This is a genomic window from Aeromonas sp. R2-4 (genome assembly GCF_040908365.1).
Taxonomy (GTDB): Bacteria; Pseudomonadota; Gammaproteobacteria; order Enterobacterales; family Aeromonadaceae; genus Aeromonas; species Aeromonas veronii.
Genome location: NZ_JBFODO010000019.1, coordinates 1 through 14,962 on the forward strand (window position 1 = coordinate 1; position 14,962 = coordinate 14,962).

The window sequence follows — 14,962 nt, forward strand, 5'->3', positions numbered from 1 at the left end:
CCCTCGTGGGAGAAGGGGCGGGGATGAGGGGGATAAGCGCCTCTTAGACTGCCGCAGTCAGCTGCACTTCCACCTTGTAGCCTTCATGGGCTAAGCGGGCTTGTACACAGGCGCGCACGGGGGCGGTGCCAGCCGGAATCCAGGCATCCCACTGCTCGTTGAAGGCCGCGATGTCACCAATGTCTTTGAGATAGATATTGGCCATCAGAATTTTGTCTACGCCGGAGCCGTTGGCTTCCAGCAGGCGTTGCAGGCTCGCCAGCACTTCGCGGGTCTGCTGGTGGATGTCGGCCTCTTCGCTGACGGGCACTTCCACCACGTAGAGGGTGCCATTGTGGATGACCACGTCAGACCAACGCTGGGTGGTGCCGATTCGGGTAATGGTTGTCATGGAGTGCTCCGGTACGGGGGCTTATTGACCCTTGCGGATCAGGTAGCGGTAGGGGGCCTGCTCTGTCTCGCTGGCGACCAGGGTGTGATCCATAAAGCGGCAGAAACTGGGGATGTCGCGGGTGGTTGAAGGATCATCGGCGCTGACCAGCAGGGTCTCGCCATCCGCCATCAGCCGCACTTTCTTGCGAACCATCATAACGGGTTCCGGGCAACGAAGCCCGATTGCGTCCAACTCATGAGTTGCGTCGCAGAATAAATCACTCATCTATTATCAACCTTCAACCTATTCGGCTGCCAATGATACTCAGGGCTAAAAAATAATCAAACAAACGCCCCATTAACCAGCATATGTAACCGAAATGTTATTCGGCCCTATCCAGCTTGCGCCGGACGAGTAATATAAAAATTGAACCATATTCAACAAGGAGGTGAATATGCAGGTCTCCTACGGCAGATTACAAGCCTATGCAGGCATGGGGTTCTTGTCCTTCGCCATGATAGTGATGGGTAGCCCGATCGGGAATACCGGTACCTGGTTCGGCTCCATGGTGATGGTCGGGTTGGGGCTCTGGATCGAGCTCAGCGATTACTATGACGAGGATGAGGACGAGAACGATCAATCCTGAATCGGATGACGATTCAACAACAAAGGCGGAGCAATTCCGCCTTTGTCATTTCTGCCGTTTGGCAATGTGCCCGGATCAGCGGGTCGAGCGCATCGCCCGTTCCAGATGCAGCGCCGTCTGCTCCGGGTTGGCCTTGGGGTCGTTGAAGAAGTTGCTCAGCACATCGAGGATCGCCTGCCGCATATTGGTCGGCGTCGCCATCCCTTCCGCCATGCTGGGCAGCAGGTTGTCCTGCTTTTCCGCCAGCAGGAAATCCTGATAGGAGCGGACGGCGCAGCGGTCGAACTTGCTCATGTCGGGATTGGTCAGCGCCGGAATAGACCCCTTCACCCGATTGAACTCCTCCTGGAATTGTGGCGTCATCAGCAGCTGGGCCAGATCCCCCTGCGCCTGCAACTGGGCCGGATCCCGCTGTTTGAACATGGCGATGGAGTCGAGGTTGTAGCTGAACAGTCCGGCGCTGCCCGGGCTCGGCAGACAGGCGATATCCTCACCCGGCCGGTAGTTGCCCGCGCTCAGCTCCCCCTTCACCCAGTCCCCCATCACCTGCATGGCGGCGCCACCGCTCTCCAGCAGATTGGTGGCCTGATGCCACTTCAGACCGGCGTATTTTTGCGGCACGTAGGCGCGCAGCTGCTGGAAGCGGGTCAACACCCGCACCATGTCGGGGCCGGTCAGGGTGGCGCTGTCCTGCTCGAGGAACGCCTTGCGATAGAATTCTTTACCCCCCTCACCGAGCGCCACCGTTTCAAACAACACTGCCAGCTGCCAGGGCTCGTTGCCGATGGCGAGCGGAGTGATGCCCCGTTTTTTAAGCTGGTCGGCGACGATGACAAACTGGGCCCAGTCGGTGGGCGGAGTCAGCTTGTTGCGCTCGAACACCTTGCGGTTGAGCCACAGCCAGTTGACCCGGTGGATACCGGTGGGCACCGCCATCAGGGCGCCATTCTGGCTGAGGGTGGCACGCACCATGGGCGGCATCTGACCGTACCAGCCGAGGTGTTCGGCCATGGGGGTGAGATCGCGCAGGAAGCCGAGCCCGGCCCACTCCTTGAGCTCGTAGCCCTTGAGGTGGGCCGCTTCTGGCGGGTTGGCGGCCAGTGCCCGGCTCTTCAATACCGTCATGGCACTCTTGCCGCCGCCGCCCTGCACTGCAAAGTCGTTCCACTGGTTGCCCTGTTTGGTCCACTCGGATTTGAGCACTTCGACCGCTTTCGCTTCGCCGCCGGATGTCCACCAGTGCAGCACCTCCACCTGGGAGGCGGCAACGGGAGCAGAGAGCAGGGCGATGACAGAAAAAGACAACCACTTCATAAGGTTACTGCCTTGGTAGGGAGAGCGTGGCCTGCAGGCCACCTTGCGGACGATTTTCCAGCACCAGATCGCCGCCGTGGGCGTGGGCAATGTTGCGGGCGATGCCTAGGCCGAGGCCGGTGCCGGCCTGATCCGTGCTGAGCCGGTAATAGGGTTCGAAGATGCGCTCGAACTGATCGTCCGGCAGGCCGGGGCCCTCATCCATGATGAAGAGGATCAGCATCTCCTCGTCATCCATGATGATGATGCGCACCCGCTGGCCATATTTGATGCCGTTGTCCACCAGATTGCCGATGCAGCGCTTGAGCGCCAGCAGCTTGCCGCGATAGGGCCACTTGCAGTGCCCTTCGATGGTCAGCCGCTCGTCGTGCAGGTTCATCGACTCCGCCATCTGCTCAAGCAGGGCGTTGATGTCGATCTCCTCGATATTCTCGTGAATGTCGGTCTCTTTGACCGTCTGCAGCGCCCCTTTCACCATCAGCTCCAGCTCGTCGAGATCCTTGTTGAACTTGGCGATTTGCACCTCGTCATCGAGCAGTTCGACCCGCAGCCGCAGCCGGGTGATGGGGGTCTTGAGGTCGTGGGAGATGGAGCTGAACAGCCGCTCTCTATCGTCGATATAACGACGAATGCGGTGCTGCATGATGTTGAAGGCGCGGGTCGCCGCCACGATTTCCGATGCTCCTTCCTCCTTGAGCGAAGGTTGGTCGATATCTTTGCCCAGATTCACCGCCGCCTTGGCGAGACGGCGTAGCGGGCGGGTCTGCCAGCGCACCAGCATAAAGGTGAAGAAGCAGAGGAACACCGTCATCAGGGCGATGAAACGCACCTGGTTGCTTGGCATGACGGTGTCATCCAGCGTCATGTAGGGAGCGGGCAGCAGGGCCGCCAGATAGAGCCACTCCCCCTTTTCAATCTCGATCTGGGTCACCAGCACCGGCGGATTGAGCGGCTCCAGCGACAGTGTGTAGCGGGCCCAGGAGGAGGGGAGATCCGCCAGCAAGGTGTCGTTGTTGAAGACGTGAAGGTCGTCGGGGCGGGAGAAGTCAACCTTGATCGCCATGGCGTCGGAGAGCTTGCGGGTCAGCACTCCCTGAACCTCCTCCAGCACCTGCGTCTTGCGCTCGCTGTCGGGGATGGCGTTGATGTGGATCTCTTCCTCGTTGAGCGAGACGAAGAAGCGGCTGCCCCCCATGTTGCGCAACTGGTCCAGCGCGATATGGCGATACTGCAGCGGCAGGGATTTGAAGAAGTTGACGGTGGAGGCGGCAGACATGGCGAGGTTGCGGGTGGTGCTGAGCATCCCCTCCAGTTCCCGCTTCTGGATCTGCTGCATCCAGATGCCGGTCAGAATGGTCTGGGAGAGCAGGATGGCCAGCAACAGCAGCAGGATCATCCGTGACAACAGGGAGCGGGGCACCAGCGCCCCCCAGGACCACTTGTTGCTCATGGCAGCTCGTGCACCTCGGCGATCAGCATGTAGCCGCTACCGCGGATGGTTTTGATGATGCGCGGGCTCTTGCCGTTGTCGCCCAGCTTCTGGCGCAGACGGCTGATCTGTACGTCGATGCCGCGCTCCATCGGCAGGCTTTCGCGGCCGCGGGTGGCATCCGAGATGGTGTCCCGATCCAGCACCACGCCGGGCTGTTGCAGGAACATGCCGAGCAGCATGGCGTCGCTACCGGAGAGATCCAGCAGGCTGCCATCGTCATGGGTCAGCTGGTGGCTCAGAGTGTCGAGGGTCCACTCGGCAAAACGCAGGCGGCGGCTCGGCTCTTTCTCTTTTTCCGGCTGGCGGAATTCGGCGCGGCGCAGCAGCGCCTTGATGCGGGCCTGCAGTTCACGGGGGCTGAACGGCTTGGCGATATAGTCGTCGGCGCCCAGTTCCAGACCGATCACCCGATCCGCTTCGTCGGAGGCGGCGGTCAGCATGATGATGGGCACCTGGGAGTCACGACGGATCTGCTGGCAGAGGGTAAAACCGTCCTCGCCGGGCATCATGATGTCCAGAATAATCAGGTCCGGGCTGTGCTGGGCGAGTTGCTGACGCATCTCGTTGCCCTCCGCCGCCGTCAATACCTGAAAGCCCGCCCGGGTCAGGTACTCATTGAGCAGCTCGCGGATCTCTTGGTCGTCATCGACGATCAGCAGTTGTTTGCTCATTGACATATGTATGTGCATCCACCCATTTTTTTGTGCAGATTGAACCTGTCGGGGGAGTAAAAAGCAAGCAAGCCCCCTATCTAATGTGAGGTTTAAGGCAATAACAGCCTATTGATAAGATTAAAACGAAAAAAGGCCGACCCAAACGGGACGGCCAACAGACAGCTTCTGACCACTGACGAGCACCCCGTGTGGCGATCGTCACAGACTTGAAAAGGGGCCAGTCAGACTGGCCCCGAAAAGGGACAACTCTCAGTAGTGCATCTGGTCGATCCGGCTGGTTATCACACCCGTTCAAACACGGTGGCGATGCCCTGGCCCAGACCGATACACATGGTGGCAACCCCCAGGGTGGCATCCTTCTCCTCCATCAGATTGATGAGGGTGGTGGAGATGCGGGCGCCGGAGCAGCCGAGGGGGTGACCCAGCGCAATAGCGCCACCGTTCAGGTTTACCTTCTCGTCCACCAGATCCTGCAGACCCAGATCCTTCACGCAGGGCAGGGACTGGGCGGCAAACGCCTCGTTCAGCTCGAACAGGTCGATATCACCGACAGTCAGCCCGGCACGTTTGAGCGCCTTCTGGGTTGCCGGCACCGGGCCGTAACCCATGATGGCGGCGTCACAGCCAGCGATGGCCATGGCACGTACCCTGGCGCGCGGCGTGAGGCCGAGGGCCTTGGCGCGATCCGCGCTCATCACCAGCATGGCGGCGGCGCCATCGGACAGGGCCGAGGAGCTGCCGGCGGTGACGGTGCCGTTGACCGGATCAAACACCGGGCGCAGCTGGCTCAGGGTTTCTACCGTGGTCTCCGGGCGGATCACCTCGTCGTAGTCGTAGAAGAAGCGGGCGCCGCTGGCGTCATGGCCTTCCAGCCCGACGATCTCCTTGGCAAAACGTCCTTCCACGGTTGCCGCGTGGGCACGGCGATGGGAGCGGGCGGCAAACTCGTCCTGCTGCTGGCGGCTGATGCCGTGCAGCTTGCCGAGCATCTCGGCGGTCAGTCCCATCATGCCGGAGGCTTTCGCCACCGACTTGGCCATGCCGGGGTGGAAGTCGACGCCGTGGCTCATCGGTACGTGACCCATGTGCTCGACGCCGCCGATGATGAAGATATCCCCATCACCTACCTGAATGGCGCGGGAGGCGTCGTGCAGCGCCTGCATGGAGGAGCCACACAGGCGGTTGACGGTAACCGCCCCTACCTGCTTCGGAATGCCGGCCAGCAGCGCGGCGTTGCGGGCGATGTTGAAGCCCTGCTCCAGGGTCTGCTGCACGCAGCCCCAGTAGATATCCTCGATCTCGTTCGGGTCGAGGTTGGGGTTGCGCAGCAGGATGGATTTCATCAGGTGCGCGGACAGATCTTCTGCACGCACGTTGCGGAAGGCGCCGCCCTTGGACCGGCCCATCGGGGTCCGGATACAGTCGACAATGACTACGTCTTTCATGAATGGATCTCCTTTCCGCAATCAGTAGAAGGTTTTGCCCTGGGCGGCCATCTCGCGTAAGCGGTCGCTGACGCGGTAGAGCGGGCCCAAGTCGGCATACTGGTCGGCCATGGCCACGTAGCGATCCAGACCGATAGTGTCCAGATAGCGGAACACGCCGCCGCGGAAGGGAGGGAAGCCCAGACCGTAGACCAGTGCGATGTCGGCTTCGGCTGGCGTGGCGACAATGCCCTCTTCCAGACAGAGCACCACCTCGTTGATCATCGGGATCATCATGCGGGCGATGATGGCTTCCTTGTCGAAATCCTGTTTCGGCTTGGCGATGGGGGCCAGCAGCTCGTAGCTGGCTGCGTCAGCCACCTTCTTCGGCTTGCCCTTCTTGTCCTGCTCGTAGGCGTAGAAGCCCTTGCCGTTCTTCTGACCGAAGCGGTTCACTTCGTACATCACGTCGATGGCGGTGCGGCCTTCCTTGCTCATCCGCGCCGGGAAGCCTTGCGCCATCACGTCACCGGCATGGTGACCGGTGTCGATGCCGACCACATCCAGCAGATAGGCGGGGCCCATGGGCCAGCCAAACTCCTTCTCCATTACCTTGTCGACGGCGGCAAAGTCGGCGCCATCGGCAACCAGTTTGTTGAAGCCGAAGAAGTAGGGGAACAGCACGCGGTTGACGAAGAAGCCCGGGCAGTCGTTGACCACCACCGGGGACTTGCCCATGGCGGCGGCATAGGCCACCACGCGGTTGATGGTTTCATCGGAGGTTTGCTCGCCGCGGATGATCTCCACCAGTGGCATGCGGTGCACCGGGTTGAAGAAGTGCATACCGCAGAAGTTCTGCGGGCGCTTCAGCCCCTTGGCCAGCAGGGAGATTGGGATGGTGGAGGTGTTGCTGGCGAGCACTGCGTCTTCGCCAATGATCCCTTCCACTTCGCCCAGTACGGCAGCCTTCACTTTCGGGTTTTCAACCACGGCTTCGACCACGACGTCCACATGCTTGACGTTGTCATAGCTGAGGGTCGGGGTAATGGCAGAGAGCACCTGACCCATCTTGATGCCGTCGATGCGACCCTTTTCGAGCTGGCCGTTGAGCAGCTTGGTGGCTTCGCCCATGCCAAGTGCTAGCGCCTTCTCGTTGATGTCCTTCATCACCGCCGGAATGCCCTTGCTGGCAGACTGGTAGGCGATGCCGCCCCCCATGATGCCAGCACCCAGTACGGCGGCGTGGCTGGTGGCCTTGCTCGCCTGCTTGGCAGCCTTCTTGGCCAGTGCCTTGATGTGCTGATCGTTCAGGAAGATACCGACCAGTGCCTTGGCCACGTCGGTTTTGGCCAGCTTGATAAAGCCCTGTGCTTCAACGACCAGCGCCTCGTCACGGCCCATACCTGCGGCGGCTTCGACGGTTTTCACCGCAGTCATCGGCGCCGGATAGTGTTTGCCCGCCACGGCGGCAACCATGCCGGCGGCGGTGGTGAAGCTCATCATGGCTTCCAGTTTGGAGAGGCGCAGCGGGGCTTTTTTGGCGGCGCGACGGCTCTGCCAGTCCAGCTTGCCCGCGATGGCGTCTTTGATCATCTGCAGCGCAGCGCTCTGCAGCGCGTCGGGGGCGACCACGGCATCGATGGCACCCACCTTGAGGGCGTCATCGGCACGGTAATCCTTGCCGGTGGTGATCCACTCCAGTGCGTTGTCAGCGCCGATCACCCGCGGCAGGCGGACGGTGCCGCCAAAGCCCGGCATGATGCCGAGTTTGGTCTCGGGCAGGCCGATTTTGGCTGTGGTGTCAGCCAGACGGAAGTCGGTGGAGAGAATGGTCTCGCAGCCGCCGCCCAGAGCGTGTCCCTTGATGGCGGAGAGGGTCGGAACCGGCAGATCTTCGATGGCATTGAAGATGTCGTTGGCCTTTTTCAGCCAGCCGAGCAGATCGTCCTGCGGCAGATCGAACAGTTCGAGGAATTCGGTAATGTCGGCTCCGACGATAAAGGCGTCTTTGCCAGAGGTGAGGATCAGACCTTTTAGTTCACGTTCTTGTTGTAATGCGGCGATCGCTTCGCTCAGGGAGAGCAGGGTAGCGCGATCCAGCTTGTTGACTGAACCCGGGGCATCAAACCTCAGCTCGGCGATGCCGTTTTCGAGGTAGCTGACCGACAGGGTTTCGCCTTGGTAGATCATGAGAGTGTCTCCTTGTTCCCACTCAGTGGGGAGTGGTGCTCCTTAATCCCCAGCAGGGGGCGAGGCTCACTATTGATCCAAAAGGAGACATTTTCAACACCTATTTAAAACATTTGTTTAACAGATCTCGAGTAAAAGCTCTTCATCACAAAACAGGCGAAAGAGAGGCGCCTTGTGGCGCCCCGGATGGATGTGAGTTTGTTATCAACTGGCCAGTTCCGGCCGGTTGCGATACTGGTTCAGCACCTCGGGATCGGCGAGGGCATGGGTATTGTTGACCGGCCGGTTGTGTACCACTTCGCGAACCGCCAGTTCGACGATCTTGCCGGACTTGGTGCGGGGGATGGCATCCACCTGCAGGATGCGGGCGGGCACGTGGCGGGCGGTGCAATGTTGCTTTATTTGCTGGCGGATCCGCTCGCGCAGCGGCTCATCAAGCTTGCAACCCGCCTTGAGCTTGACGAACAGCACCACCCGCTCGTCCTGCTGCCACTGCTGGCCGATGACGATGCTCTCTTCCACTTCGTCGAGCTGTTCGACATAGCGGTAGATCTCGCTGGTGCCGATGCGCACGCCGCCCGGGTTGAGGGTGGCGTCGGAGCGGCCGTAGAACAGAATGCCGCCGGTCGGGGTCAGCTCGATCCAGTCGCCGTGGCACCAGATGTTGTCGAACCGCTCGAAGTAGGCCGCGTGGTACTTGTCGCCATTCTCGTCACCCCAGAAGTAAATGGGTTGGGCCGGGAACGGCTTGGTACAGACCAGTTCGCCCTTCTCCCCCTGCACCGGCTGGCCCGCTTCGTTGAACACCTGCACCGCGAGACCGAGGCCACGCCCCTGGCTCTCGCCGCGATAGACGGGGCTGAGCGGGTTGCCGATGACGAAGCAGGAGCAGATGTCGGTGCCGCCTGAGATGGAGCTGAGCTGCACATCCTGCTTTATCTGCTGGTAGACGTAGTCGAATCCTTCCGGCGACAGCACAGAGCCGGTGCTGCAGATCAGCCGCAAGTGCGGCAAATCGTGGGTCTTGATAGGGGCATAGCCTTGTTTGTGCAACGCATCGAGATACTTGGCCGAAGTGCCGAACAAGCTGACCTGCTCATCGCGGGCGAGATCCCACAGCACGTTGCCGTCCGGGTAAAATGGCGAGCCATCGTAGAGCACCAGAGTTGCGCCGGAGGCGAGGGCGCTCACCAGCCAGTTCCACATCATCCAGCCGCAGGTGGTGAAGTAGAAGATCCGCTCCCCCGGTTTGATGTCGCAGTGCAGCTGGTGTTCTTTCAGGTGTTGCAGCAGGGTGCCGCCGATGCCGTGCACGATGCACTTGGGTTTGCCGGTGGTGCCGGAGGAGTAGAGGATGTAGAGCGGGTCGTTGAAAGCCATGGGCTCGAACTGGAGGCTGGCGTCCGACTGGCTCGCCAGCACTTGCTGCCAGTCATGACCAAGCTGCAGCGGGTTGCCGAGCAGGGGGATCATCACCGTCTGCTCTATGCTGCCGATCTGGCTCACCACGCTGGCGACCTTCTGTTGAATGTCGATAGCTTTGCCGTTGTAGCGATAGCCATCCACCGCAAACAGCACTCGCGGCCGGGTCTGGCCGAAGCGCTCTACCACGCTGGCCTCGCCAAAGTCGGGGCTGGTGGAGGTCCAGATCGCCCCGAGGCTGGTGGTTGCCAGCATGGCAACCACGGTTTCCGGAATATTGGGCAGATAGGCGGCGACCACATCGCCACGCCCAATCCCCTGATGACGCAGCCACTGAGCCAGCCGTGCCACCTGCTCACTCAGTTCACCCCAGCTAAGAGTACGGCTTGGACCCCCTTCGATGCGGGAGATGATGGCCGGGCTCTCGTCCTGGCGGCGCAGCAGGTTTTCGGCGAAGTTGAGGCGGCTGTCGGGGAACCAGCGGGTGCGCTGCATATCCTGACGGTTCTCCGCCACTATGTTGCCGAGCTCGCCCTTGACGCCGCAGTGCTGCCATACCAGCGGCCAGAAACGGGTGGTCTTCTCCACCGACCATTGATAAAGCTGCGGATAGTTCTGCAACTGCAAGCCGTGGAAACGGTTCACCTCCGCCATAAAACGGTAGAGGTTGGATTGCTGCATCCCGAGCGGATCCGGTTGCCACAGGCAGAGGTTGTCCATGAGTAATCCCTGACTTCATGTATCTACCGGCAGTGTATTGAATTGTTTTTGATTTGTTAATGATTGGTTTTGTGTTGATAACAAACACGTTTGTAACGTATGCGTTACCTCACGAAGCTGCAGCTTGACGGGTCGAGCCGCCAAGCGCTTGATGTTATGCTGCAATCACATTCACCTCGGAGCAGGACGCCATGAGCAGCTACAGCCAACTTTTTGCCCAGCACCTCGATACCTTGCAGCAGCGCACCCGCGACATTCTGCAACAACAGGGGCTCAGCGGATTGGCCATCCACTCCGGCCAGACTCACCGCATCTTCCTCGATGATCAGGATTATCCGTTCAAGGTAAACCCCCACTTCAAGGCCTGGTTGCCGGTGCTGGACAATCCCCACTGCTGGCTGCTGGTGGACGGGGTGAACAAACCAATCCTGCTGTTCTATCGTCCAGTGGATTTCTGGCACAAGGTGGCGGAGCTGCCCAATGCTTTCTGGGTCGAGTTCTTCGATATCCGCTTCCTGACCCGGCCGGAACAGGTGGCTGATCATCTACCTGCCAACAAGCAGGAGTGGGCCTATCTGGGGGGGCATCTGGAAGTGGCCGATCTGCTGGGGCTGACCCAGCCCAATCCGGAGGCGGTACTCAACTACCTGCACTATCACCGCGCCTACAAAACCCCCTACGAGCTGGAGTGCCTGCGTGAGGCGAACCGGATCGGGGTGCGCGGCCATATCGCCGCCAAGGACTCCTTTATGGCGGGGGCGAGCGAGTTCGAGATTAATCTGGCCTACATGAAGGCGGTCGGGCAGGGGGCCAATGAGGCGCCCTACGGCAATATCGTCGCCATCAACCGCAACGCGGCCATCCTTCACTACACCCATTTGTCTGCCTTGCGGGTGCCGGATGCGGAGCGCCACTCCTTCCTGATCGATGCCGGCGTCGATTTTCACGGTTATGCCTCCGACATCACCCGCACCTGGGCGTGGCGGCGCGGCGAGTTTGCCGATCTGATTGCAGCCCTCGACGAGCAGCAGCAGGAGATCATCAAGGAGATCAAACCGGGTCGTCGCTACAGCGAGCTGCACCTGCAGATGCATCACAAGCTGGCGCGCCTGCTGCAAGCGACCGAGCTGGTGGATATGTCGGTAGACGAGATGATCAACACCGGGGTGACCAATGTGTTCTTCCCTCACGGCCTCGGCCACTTCCTCGGTTTGCAGGTGCACGATGCGGGTGGTTTCATGCAGGATGAGCGCGGCACCCACCTGGCGGCGCCCGAGCTGTTCCCCTATCTGCGTTGCACCCGGGTGATGGAGGTGGATCAGGTGTTCACCATCGAGCCGGGACTCTACTTCATCGACAGCCTGCTGGAGCCGCTGCGTCAGGGCGAACAGGGCAAACGGGTCAACTGGAACAAGGTGGAGGCGCTGCGTCCGTTCGGCGGCATCCGCATCGAAGACAACGTGGTGCTGCACGCCAACGGGGTGGAGAACATGACCAGACAAGCAGGACTCTGATGGCTGCTGCGTACTCCATTCCGGCTGCCCCGCTGGAGTTGACCGAAGAGATAAAGAAGAGCCGCTTCATTACCCTGATCGCCCACACCCCGACCGTCGAGGCGGCCAAGGGGTGGGTTAACGAGATCAAGCGCCAACATCCGGCCGCTCGCCACCACTGCTGGGCCTTTGTGGCTGGTGCGCCGCAAGATAGTCAGGTTTATGGCTTCAGCGATGACGGCGAACCTTCCGGTACCGCGGGCAAACCGATCCTGGCCCAGTTGATGGGGTCGGGGCTCGGTGAAATCTGCGCCGTGGTGGTGCGTTACTACGGCGGCATCCAGCTTGGCACCGGTGGACTGGTCAAAGCCTATGGAGGCGGCGTCGGTGCCGCCCTCAAGCAACTGCCCACCCTGCTCAAGGTGCCACGAACTCCCTCTCTCATTCACTGCGATTACGGTGACATGGGGACGGTCGAGTCGCTGATCAGCAGCCATAATGGCGAATTGCTGGCGGCCGATTACGGTCAGCAGGTCACCTTGCAGGTGGCGTGGGAGTCCTCGGTTTGGGCTCAGGTGGACCGTGAATTGACCGACCGGACTCATGGGCGGGTATCCCTCAGTCCCTTAGATGGCTAGAATCCATCGCTCTTTAATTGGGGAAAGGGAGCTGTAATGCACATTCTGAGCATTATTCGCATTGTTGGCCTGCTGGTTGCGCTGTTCAGCTCGACCATGCTGTTGCCTGCACTGGTGGCCTTTGGCTATCGGGATGGTGGTGGTGCCGAGTTCGTCAGCTCTTTTCTGATCGCCCTGCTGCTCGGCGTGGTGCTCTGGTTTCCCAATCGCTATCACAAGAAGGAGATGCGTTCGAAAGAGGGCTTTCTGATTGTGGTGCTGTTCTGGACTGTGCTGGGCAGTGTGGGGGCGGTGCCCTTCATCATGAGCGATGTGCCGGATATGTCGGTCTCGGAGGCCTTCTTCGAATCTTTTTCCGGCCTGACCACCACTGGCGCAACGGTATTGACCGGGCTCGATAATCTGCCCAAGGCGTTTCTGTTCTACCGCCAGCTGCTGCAGTGGCTGGGGGGGATGGGGATCATCGTACTGGCGGTGGCCATTCTGCCACTGCTGGGTATCGGGGGCATGCAGCTCTATCGTGCCGAGATCCCGGGGCCGGTAAAGGATACCAAGGTGACGCCGCGCATCGCCGAAACGGCCAAGGCGCTCTGGTTCATCTATCTGCTGCTGACCGCGCTCTGTGCGCTGGCCTACTGGCTCGCCGGGATGACGCTGTTCGATGCGGTCTGCCATTCGTTCTCGACTCTGTCGGTCGGTGGCTTCTCCACTCATGATGCCAGCATCGGTTTCTTCAACAGTCCGGTCATCAACCTGATTACCGTGGTGTTCCTGCTGCTGGCCAGCGTGAACTTTGCGCTCCACTTTACCGTCTTCTCTCACCGTCCGGTGCGGCTCGGTCGCTACCTTTACGATTCTGAACTCAAGGTGTTTCTGGCCATCCAGGCGACCCTGGTGATGATCTGCTTTGTCGCCTTGCTGACCCACGGACATTACGCCACCTGGCAAGAGGCGCTCAACCACGGTCTTTTCCAGGCGGTCTCTCTGGGGACCACCACCGGCTACAGCACCACGACCTATGCCGACTGGCCCTCGTTCCTGCCCATGCTGCTGATGTTCTCCGCCTTTATCGGCTGTTGCGCGGGCAGTACTGGCGGCGGCATCAAGGTGATGCGTTTCATGATCCTGTTCATGCAGGGGATGCGCGAGTTGAAGCGGTTGGTTCACCCCAGAGCCATCTATACCTTGAAGCTGGGGAATAGGGCGGTGCCCGAGCGCATCGTCGAGGCGGTGTGGGGCTACTTCGCCACCTATATTATTCTCTTCTTTATGTTCATGCTGCTGTTGCTGATGACGGGGCTGAACGAAGTGACCGCATTCACCGCTGTGGCTGCGGCTTTCACCAACGTAGGTCCGGGTTTGGGAGAGGTATCAGCCAACTTCGGCAATATCTCGCCAGCGGCCCAGTGGGTACTGGTGTTGGCTATGTTGTTTGGCCGATTGGAAATTTTCACGCTTCTGGTACTGTTTACTCCTGCATTCTGGCGTAGTTGAGGTTGTTATGGACAAGATTCTGGTGCTTTATTCCTCTCGGGATGGCCAAACCCGCAAAATAGTCGATGTCATGCTGGAGCAGATGCCGGGATGCGAAGTGGTGATGCACGACCTGCACACCTTGCCGATGTGCAACCTCAGCAAATATGCCAAGGTCTTGATCGGCGCCTCCATTCGTTATGGCAACTTCCACCCCAGCCTGTTCAGCTTTATTCACGCTCATCAGGAGCAGCTGGAGGTGGCCAATGCGGCCTTCTTCTGTGTCAACCTTACGGCCCGCAAGCCAGAGAAGCAGACGCCGCAAACCAATGCCTATATGAAGAAGTTCCTGCGCCTCTCTCCCTGGAAGCCGAAAACCTTGGGTGTGTTTGCCGGTGCGCTGCAGTACTCCCGCTATAACTGGTGGCAGACGCGCATCATCCAGCTGATCATGAAGATTACCGGTGGCAGTACAGACACCAGTAAGGACATTGAATTTACCGATTGGGAAAAGGTGCGCAGCTTTGCACGCGAATTCTGGTCAAAAAGGTAGCAGCGTGATGTGAATTCAGGGTTTCTGCCCGAAACAGCCCCGCCGATGCGGGGCTTTTGTTTAATAAAACAACGGTTGAACTGGAAAACTGTAAAAAGTGCCATTTTTTTGCAGTTTTCCTCTTGTCATCCCGGCGCGGCTCCCTATAATGCGCCCCTACCAGCACGGCGGAACACGCCAAACTGCTGAGCCAGCTTCCTAGCGAAGTGGGCGCCGAAAGAAAAGCGAAAACAATCGCTTGACTTTCGAGGTGAGAAGCGTAATATGCGCTTCCTCAACGCGACAAGCGTGACGCTCTTTAACAATTTGAATCAAGCAATCTGTGTGGGCACTCACAGCATCGAACATCAAAAACAATTTTTGATTTTCAATGTCTGGTGAAGTGACCAAGACGATTTCTTAGCAATAAGAAGTCGAACAGTTTATTTCAGCAATTCATTGAGCCGCTTTTCGAAGCAACCAAACTTAAATTGAAGAGTTTGATCATGGCTCAGATTGAACGCTGGCGGCAGGCCTAACACATGCAAGTCGAGCGGCAGCGGGAAAGTAG

At 59.6% G+C, this 14,962-nt stretch carries 13 protein-coding genes and 1 rRNA gene; 6 read left to right on the forward strand and 8 right to left on the reverse strand.

The genetic code is table 11. The features are described from left to right. Positions 1 to 43 precede the first annotated feature (43 nt). Together AB5Z05_RS10125 and tusA are read right to left on the reverse strand one after the other, a co-directional pair. Positions 44 to 391 (reverse strand): RidA family protein, encoded by a 348-nt coding sequence (locus AB5Z05_RS10125; RefSeq protein WP_021229265.1) that lies wholly within the window; start codon positions 389 to 391, stop codon positions 44 to 46. A 21-nt stretch (positions 392 to 412) separates the two neighbouring features. Beyond that, positions 413 to 658, reverse strand: a complete 246-nt coding sequence (gene tusA, locus AB5Z05_RS10130) for a sulfurtransferase TusA (protein ID WP_005342448.1) — start codon at positions 656 to 658, stop codon at positions 413 to 415. Positions 659 to 827: 169 nt separating this feature from the next. Here tusA and AB5Z05_RS10135 point away from each other — a divergent pair, with 169 nt between their 5' ends. Continuing rightward, positions 828 to 1,019: a hypothetical protein gene (locus AB5Z05_RS10135; protein WP_005339471.1), complete on the forward strand. Its 192-nt coding sequence runs from the start codon at positions 828 to 830 to the stop codon at positions 1,017 to 1,019. Between the two features lie 75 nt (positions 1,020 to 1,094). Here the strand turns inward: AB5Z05_RS10135 and AB5Z05_RS10140 are convergent, their stop codons facing one another. The 6 genes from AB5Z05_RS10140 to AB5Z05_RS10165 all read right to left on the reverse strand — a co-directional run bounded on the left by AB5Z05_RS10140 (position 1,095) and on the right by AB5Z05_RS10165 (position 10,255). Then, positions 1,095 to 2,333 carry an ABC transporter substrate-binding protein gene (locus tag AB5Z05_RS10140; RefSeq protein WP_368151357.1) on the reverse strand — a complete coding sequence of 413 codons (1,239 nt, stop codon included), beginning with the start codon at positions 2,331 to 2,333 and terminating at the stop codon, positions 1,095 to 1,097. 4 nt (positions 2,334 to 2,337) lie between these two features. Continuing rightward, the gene (locus tag AB5Z05_RS10145; RefSeq protein WP_005339474.1) at positions 2,338 to 3,783 is read right to left on the reverse strand and encodes an ATP-binding protein; all 1,446 of its coding nucleotides are present in this window, start codon (positions 3,781 to 3,783) and stop codon (positions 2,338 to 2,340) included. Beyond that, on the reverse strand, positions 3,780 to 4,502 hold the full coding sequence (locus AB5Z05_RS10150; protein ID WP_005339475.1) for a response regulator: 723 nt from the start codon (positions 4,500 to 4,502) through the stop codon (positions 3,780 to 3,782). Before AB5Z05_RS10150 ends, AB5Z05_RS10145 begins: the two co-directional genes overlap by 4 nt. Before the next feature lie 278 nt (positions 4,503 to 4,780). Continuing rightward, the gene (fadA, locus tag AB5Z05_RS10155) at positions 4,781 to 5,965 is read right to left on the reverse strand and encodes an acetyl-CoA C-acyltransferase FadA (RefSeq protein ID WP_204787810.1); all 1,185 of its coding nucleotides are present in this window, start codon (positions 5,963 to 5,965) and stop codon (positions 4,781 to 4,783) included. Beyond that, entirely contained in the window at positions 5,966 to 8,113 is a 2,148-nt protein-coding gene (gene fadB / locus AB5Z05_RS10160) for a fatty acid oxidation complex subunit alpha FadB (protein ID WP_368151359.1), read from the reverse strand. A 204-nt stretch (positions 8,114 to 8,317) separates the two neighbouring features. Beyond that, positions 8,318 to 10,255: an acetoacetate--CoA ligase gene (locus tag AB5Z05_RS10165; RefSeq protein ID WP_335838067.1), complete on the reverse strand. Its 1,938-nt coding sequence runs from the start codon at positions 10,253 to 10,255 to the stop codon at positions 8,318 to 8,320. A 191-nt stretch (positions 10,256 to 10,446) separates the two neighbouring features. Between AB5Z05_RS10165 and pepQ the strand changes: the two genes are divergently transcribed. The 5 genes from pepQ to AB5Z05_RS10190 form a co-directional block, all read left to right on the forward strand. Further along, positions 10,447 to 11,769, forward strand: a complete 1,323-nt coding sequence (pepQ, locus tag AB5Z05_RS10170; RefSeq protein WP_335838068.1) for a Xaa-Pro dipeptidase — start codon at positions 10,447 to 10,449, stop codon at positions 11,767 to 11,769. Next, positions 11,769 to 12,386 (forward strand): YigZ family protein, encoded by a 618-nt coding sequence (locus AB5Z05_RS10175; protein ID WP_040069890.1) that lies wholly within the window; start codon positions 11,769 to 11,771, stop codon positions 12,384 to 12,386. The genes pepQ and AB5Z05_RS10175 overlap by 1 nt, the downstream gene beginning before the upstream one ends. Positions 12,387 to 12,422: 36 nt before the next feature. Continuing rightward, a complete protein-coding gene (locus AB5Z05_RS10180) occupies positions 12,423 to 13,880 on the forward strand; it encodes a TrkH family potassium uptake protein (RefSeq protein ID WP_005339482.1) in 1,458 nt (485 codons plus the stop codon). A gap of 7 nt (positions 13,881 to 13,887) precedes the next feature. Next, the gene (gene hemG, locus AB5Z05_RS10185) at positions 13,888 to 14,412 is read left to right on the forward strand and encodes a menaquinone-dependent protoporphyrinogen IX dehydrogenase (RefSeq protein WP_005339483.1); all 525 of its coding nucleotides are present in this window, start codon (positions 13,888 to 13,890) and stop codon (positions 14,410 to 14,412) included. A gap of 467 nt (positions 14,413 to 14,879) precedes the next feature. Continuing rightward, positions 14,880 to 14,962 (forward strand): 16S ribosomal RNA (locus AB5Z05_RS10190); the annotation flags it as partial.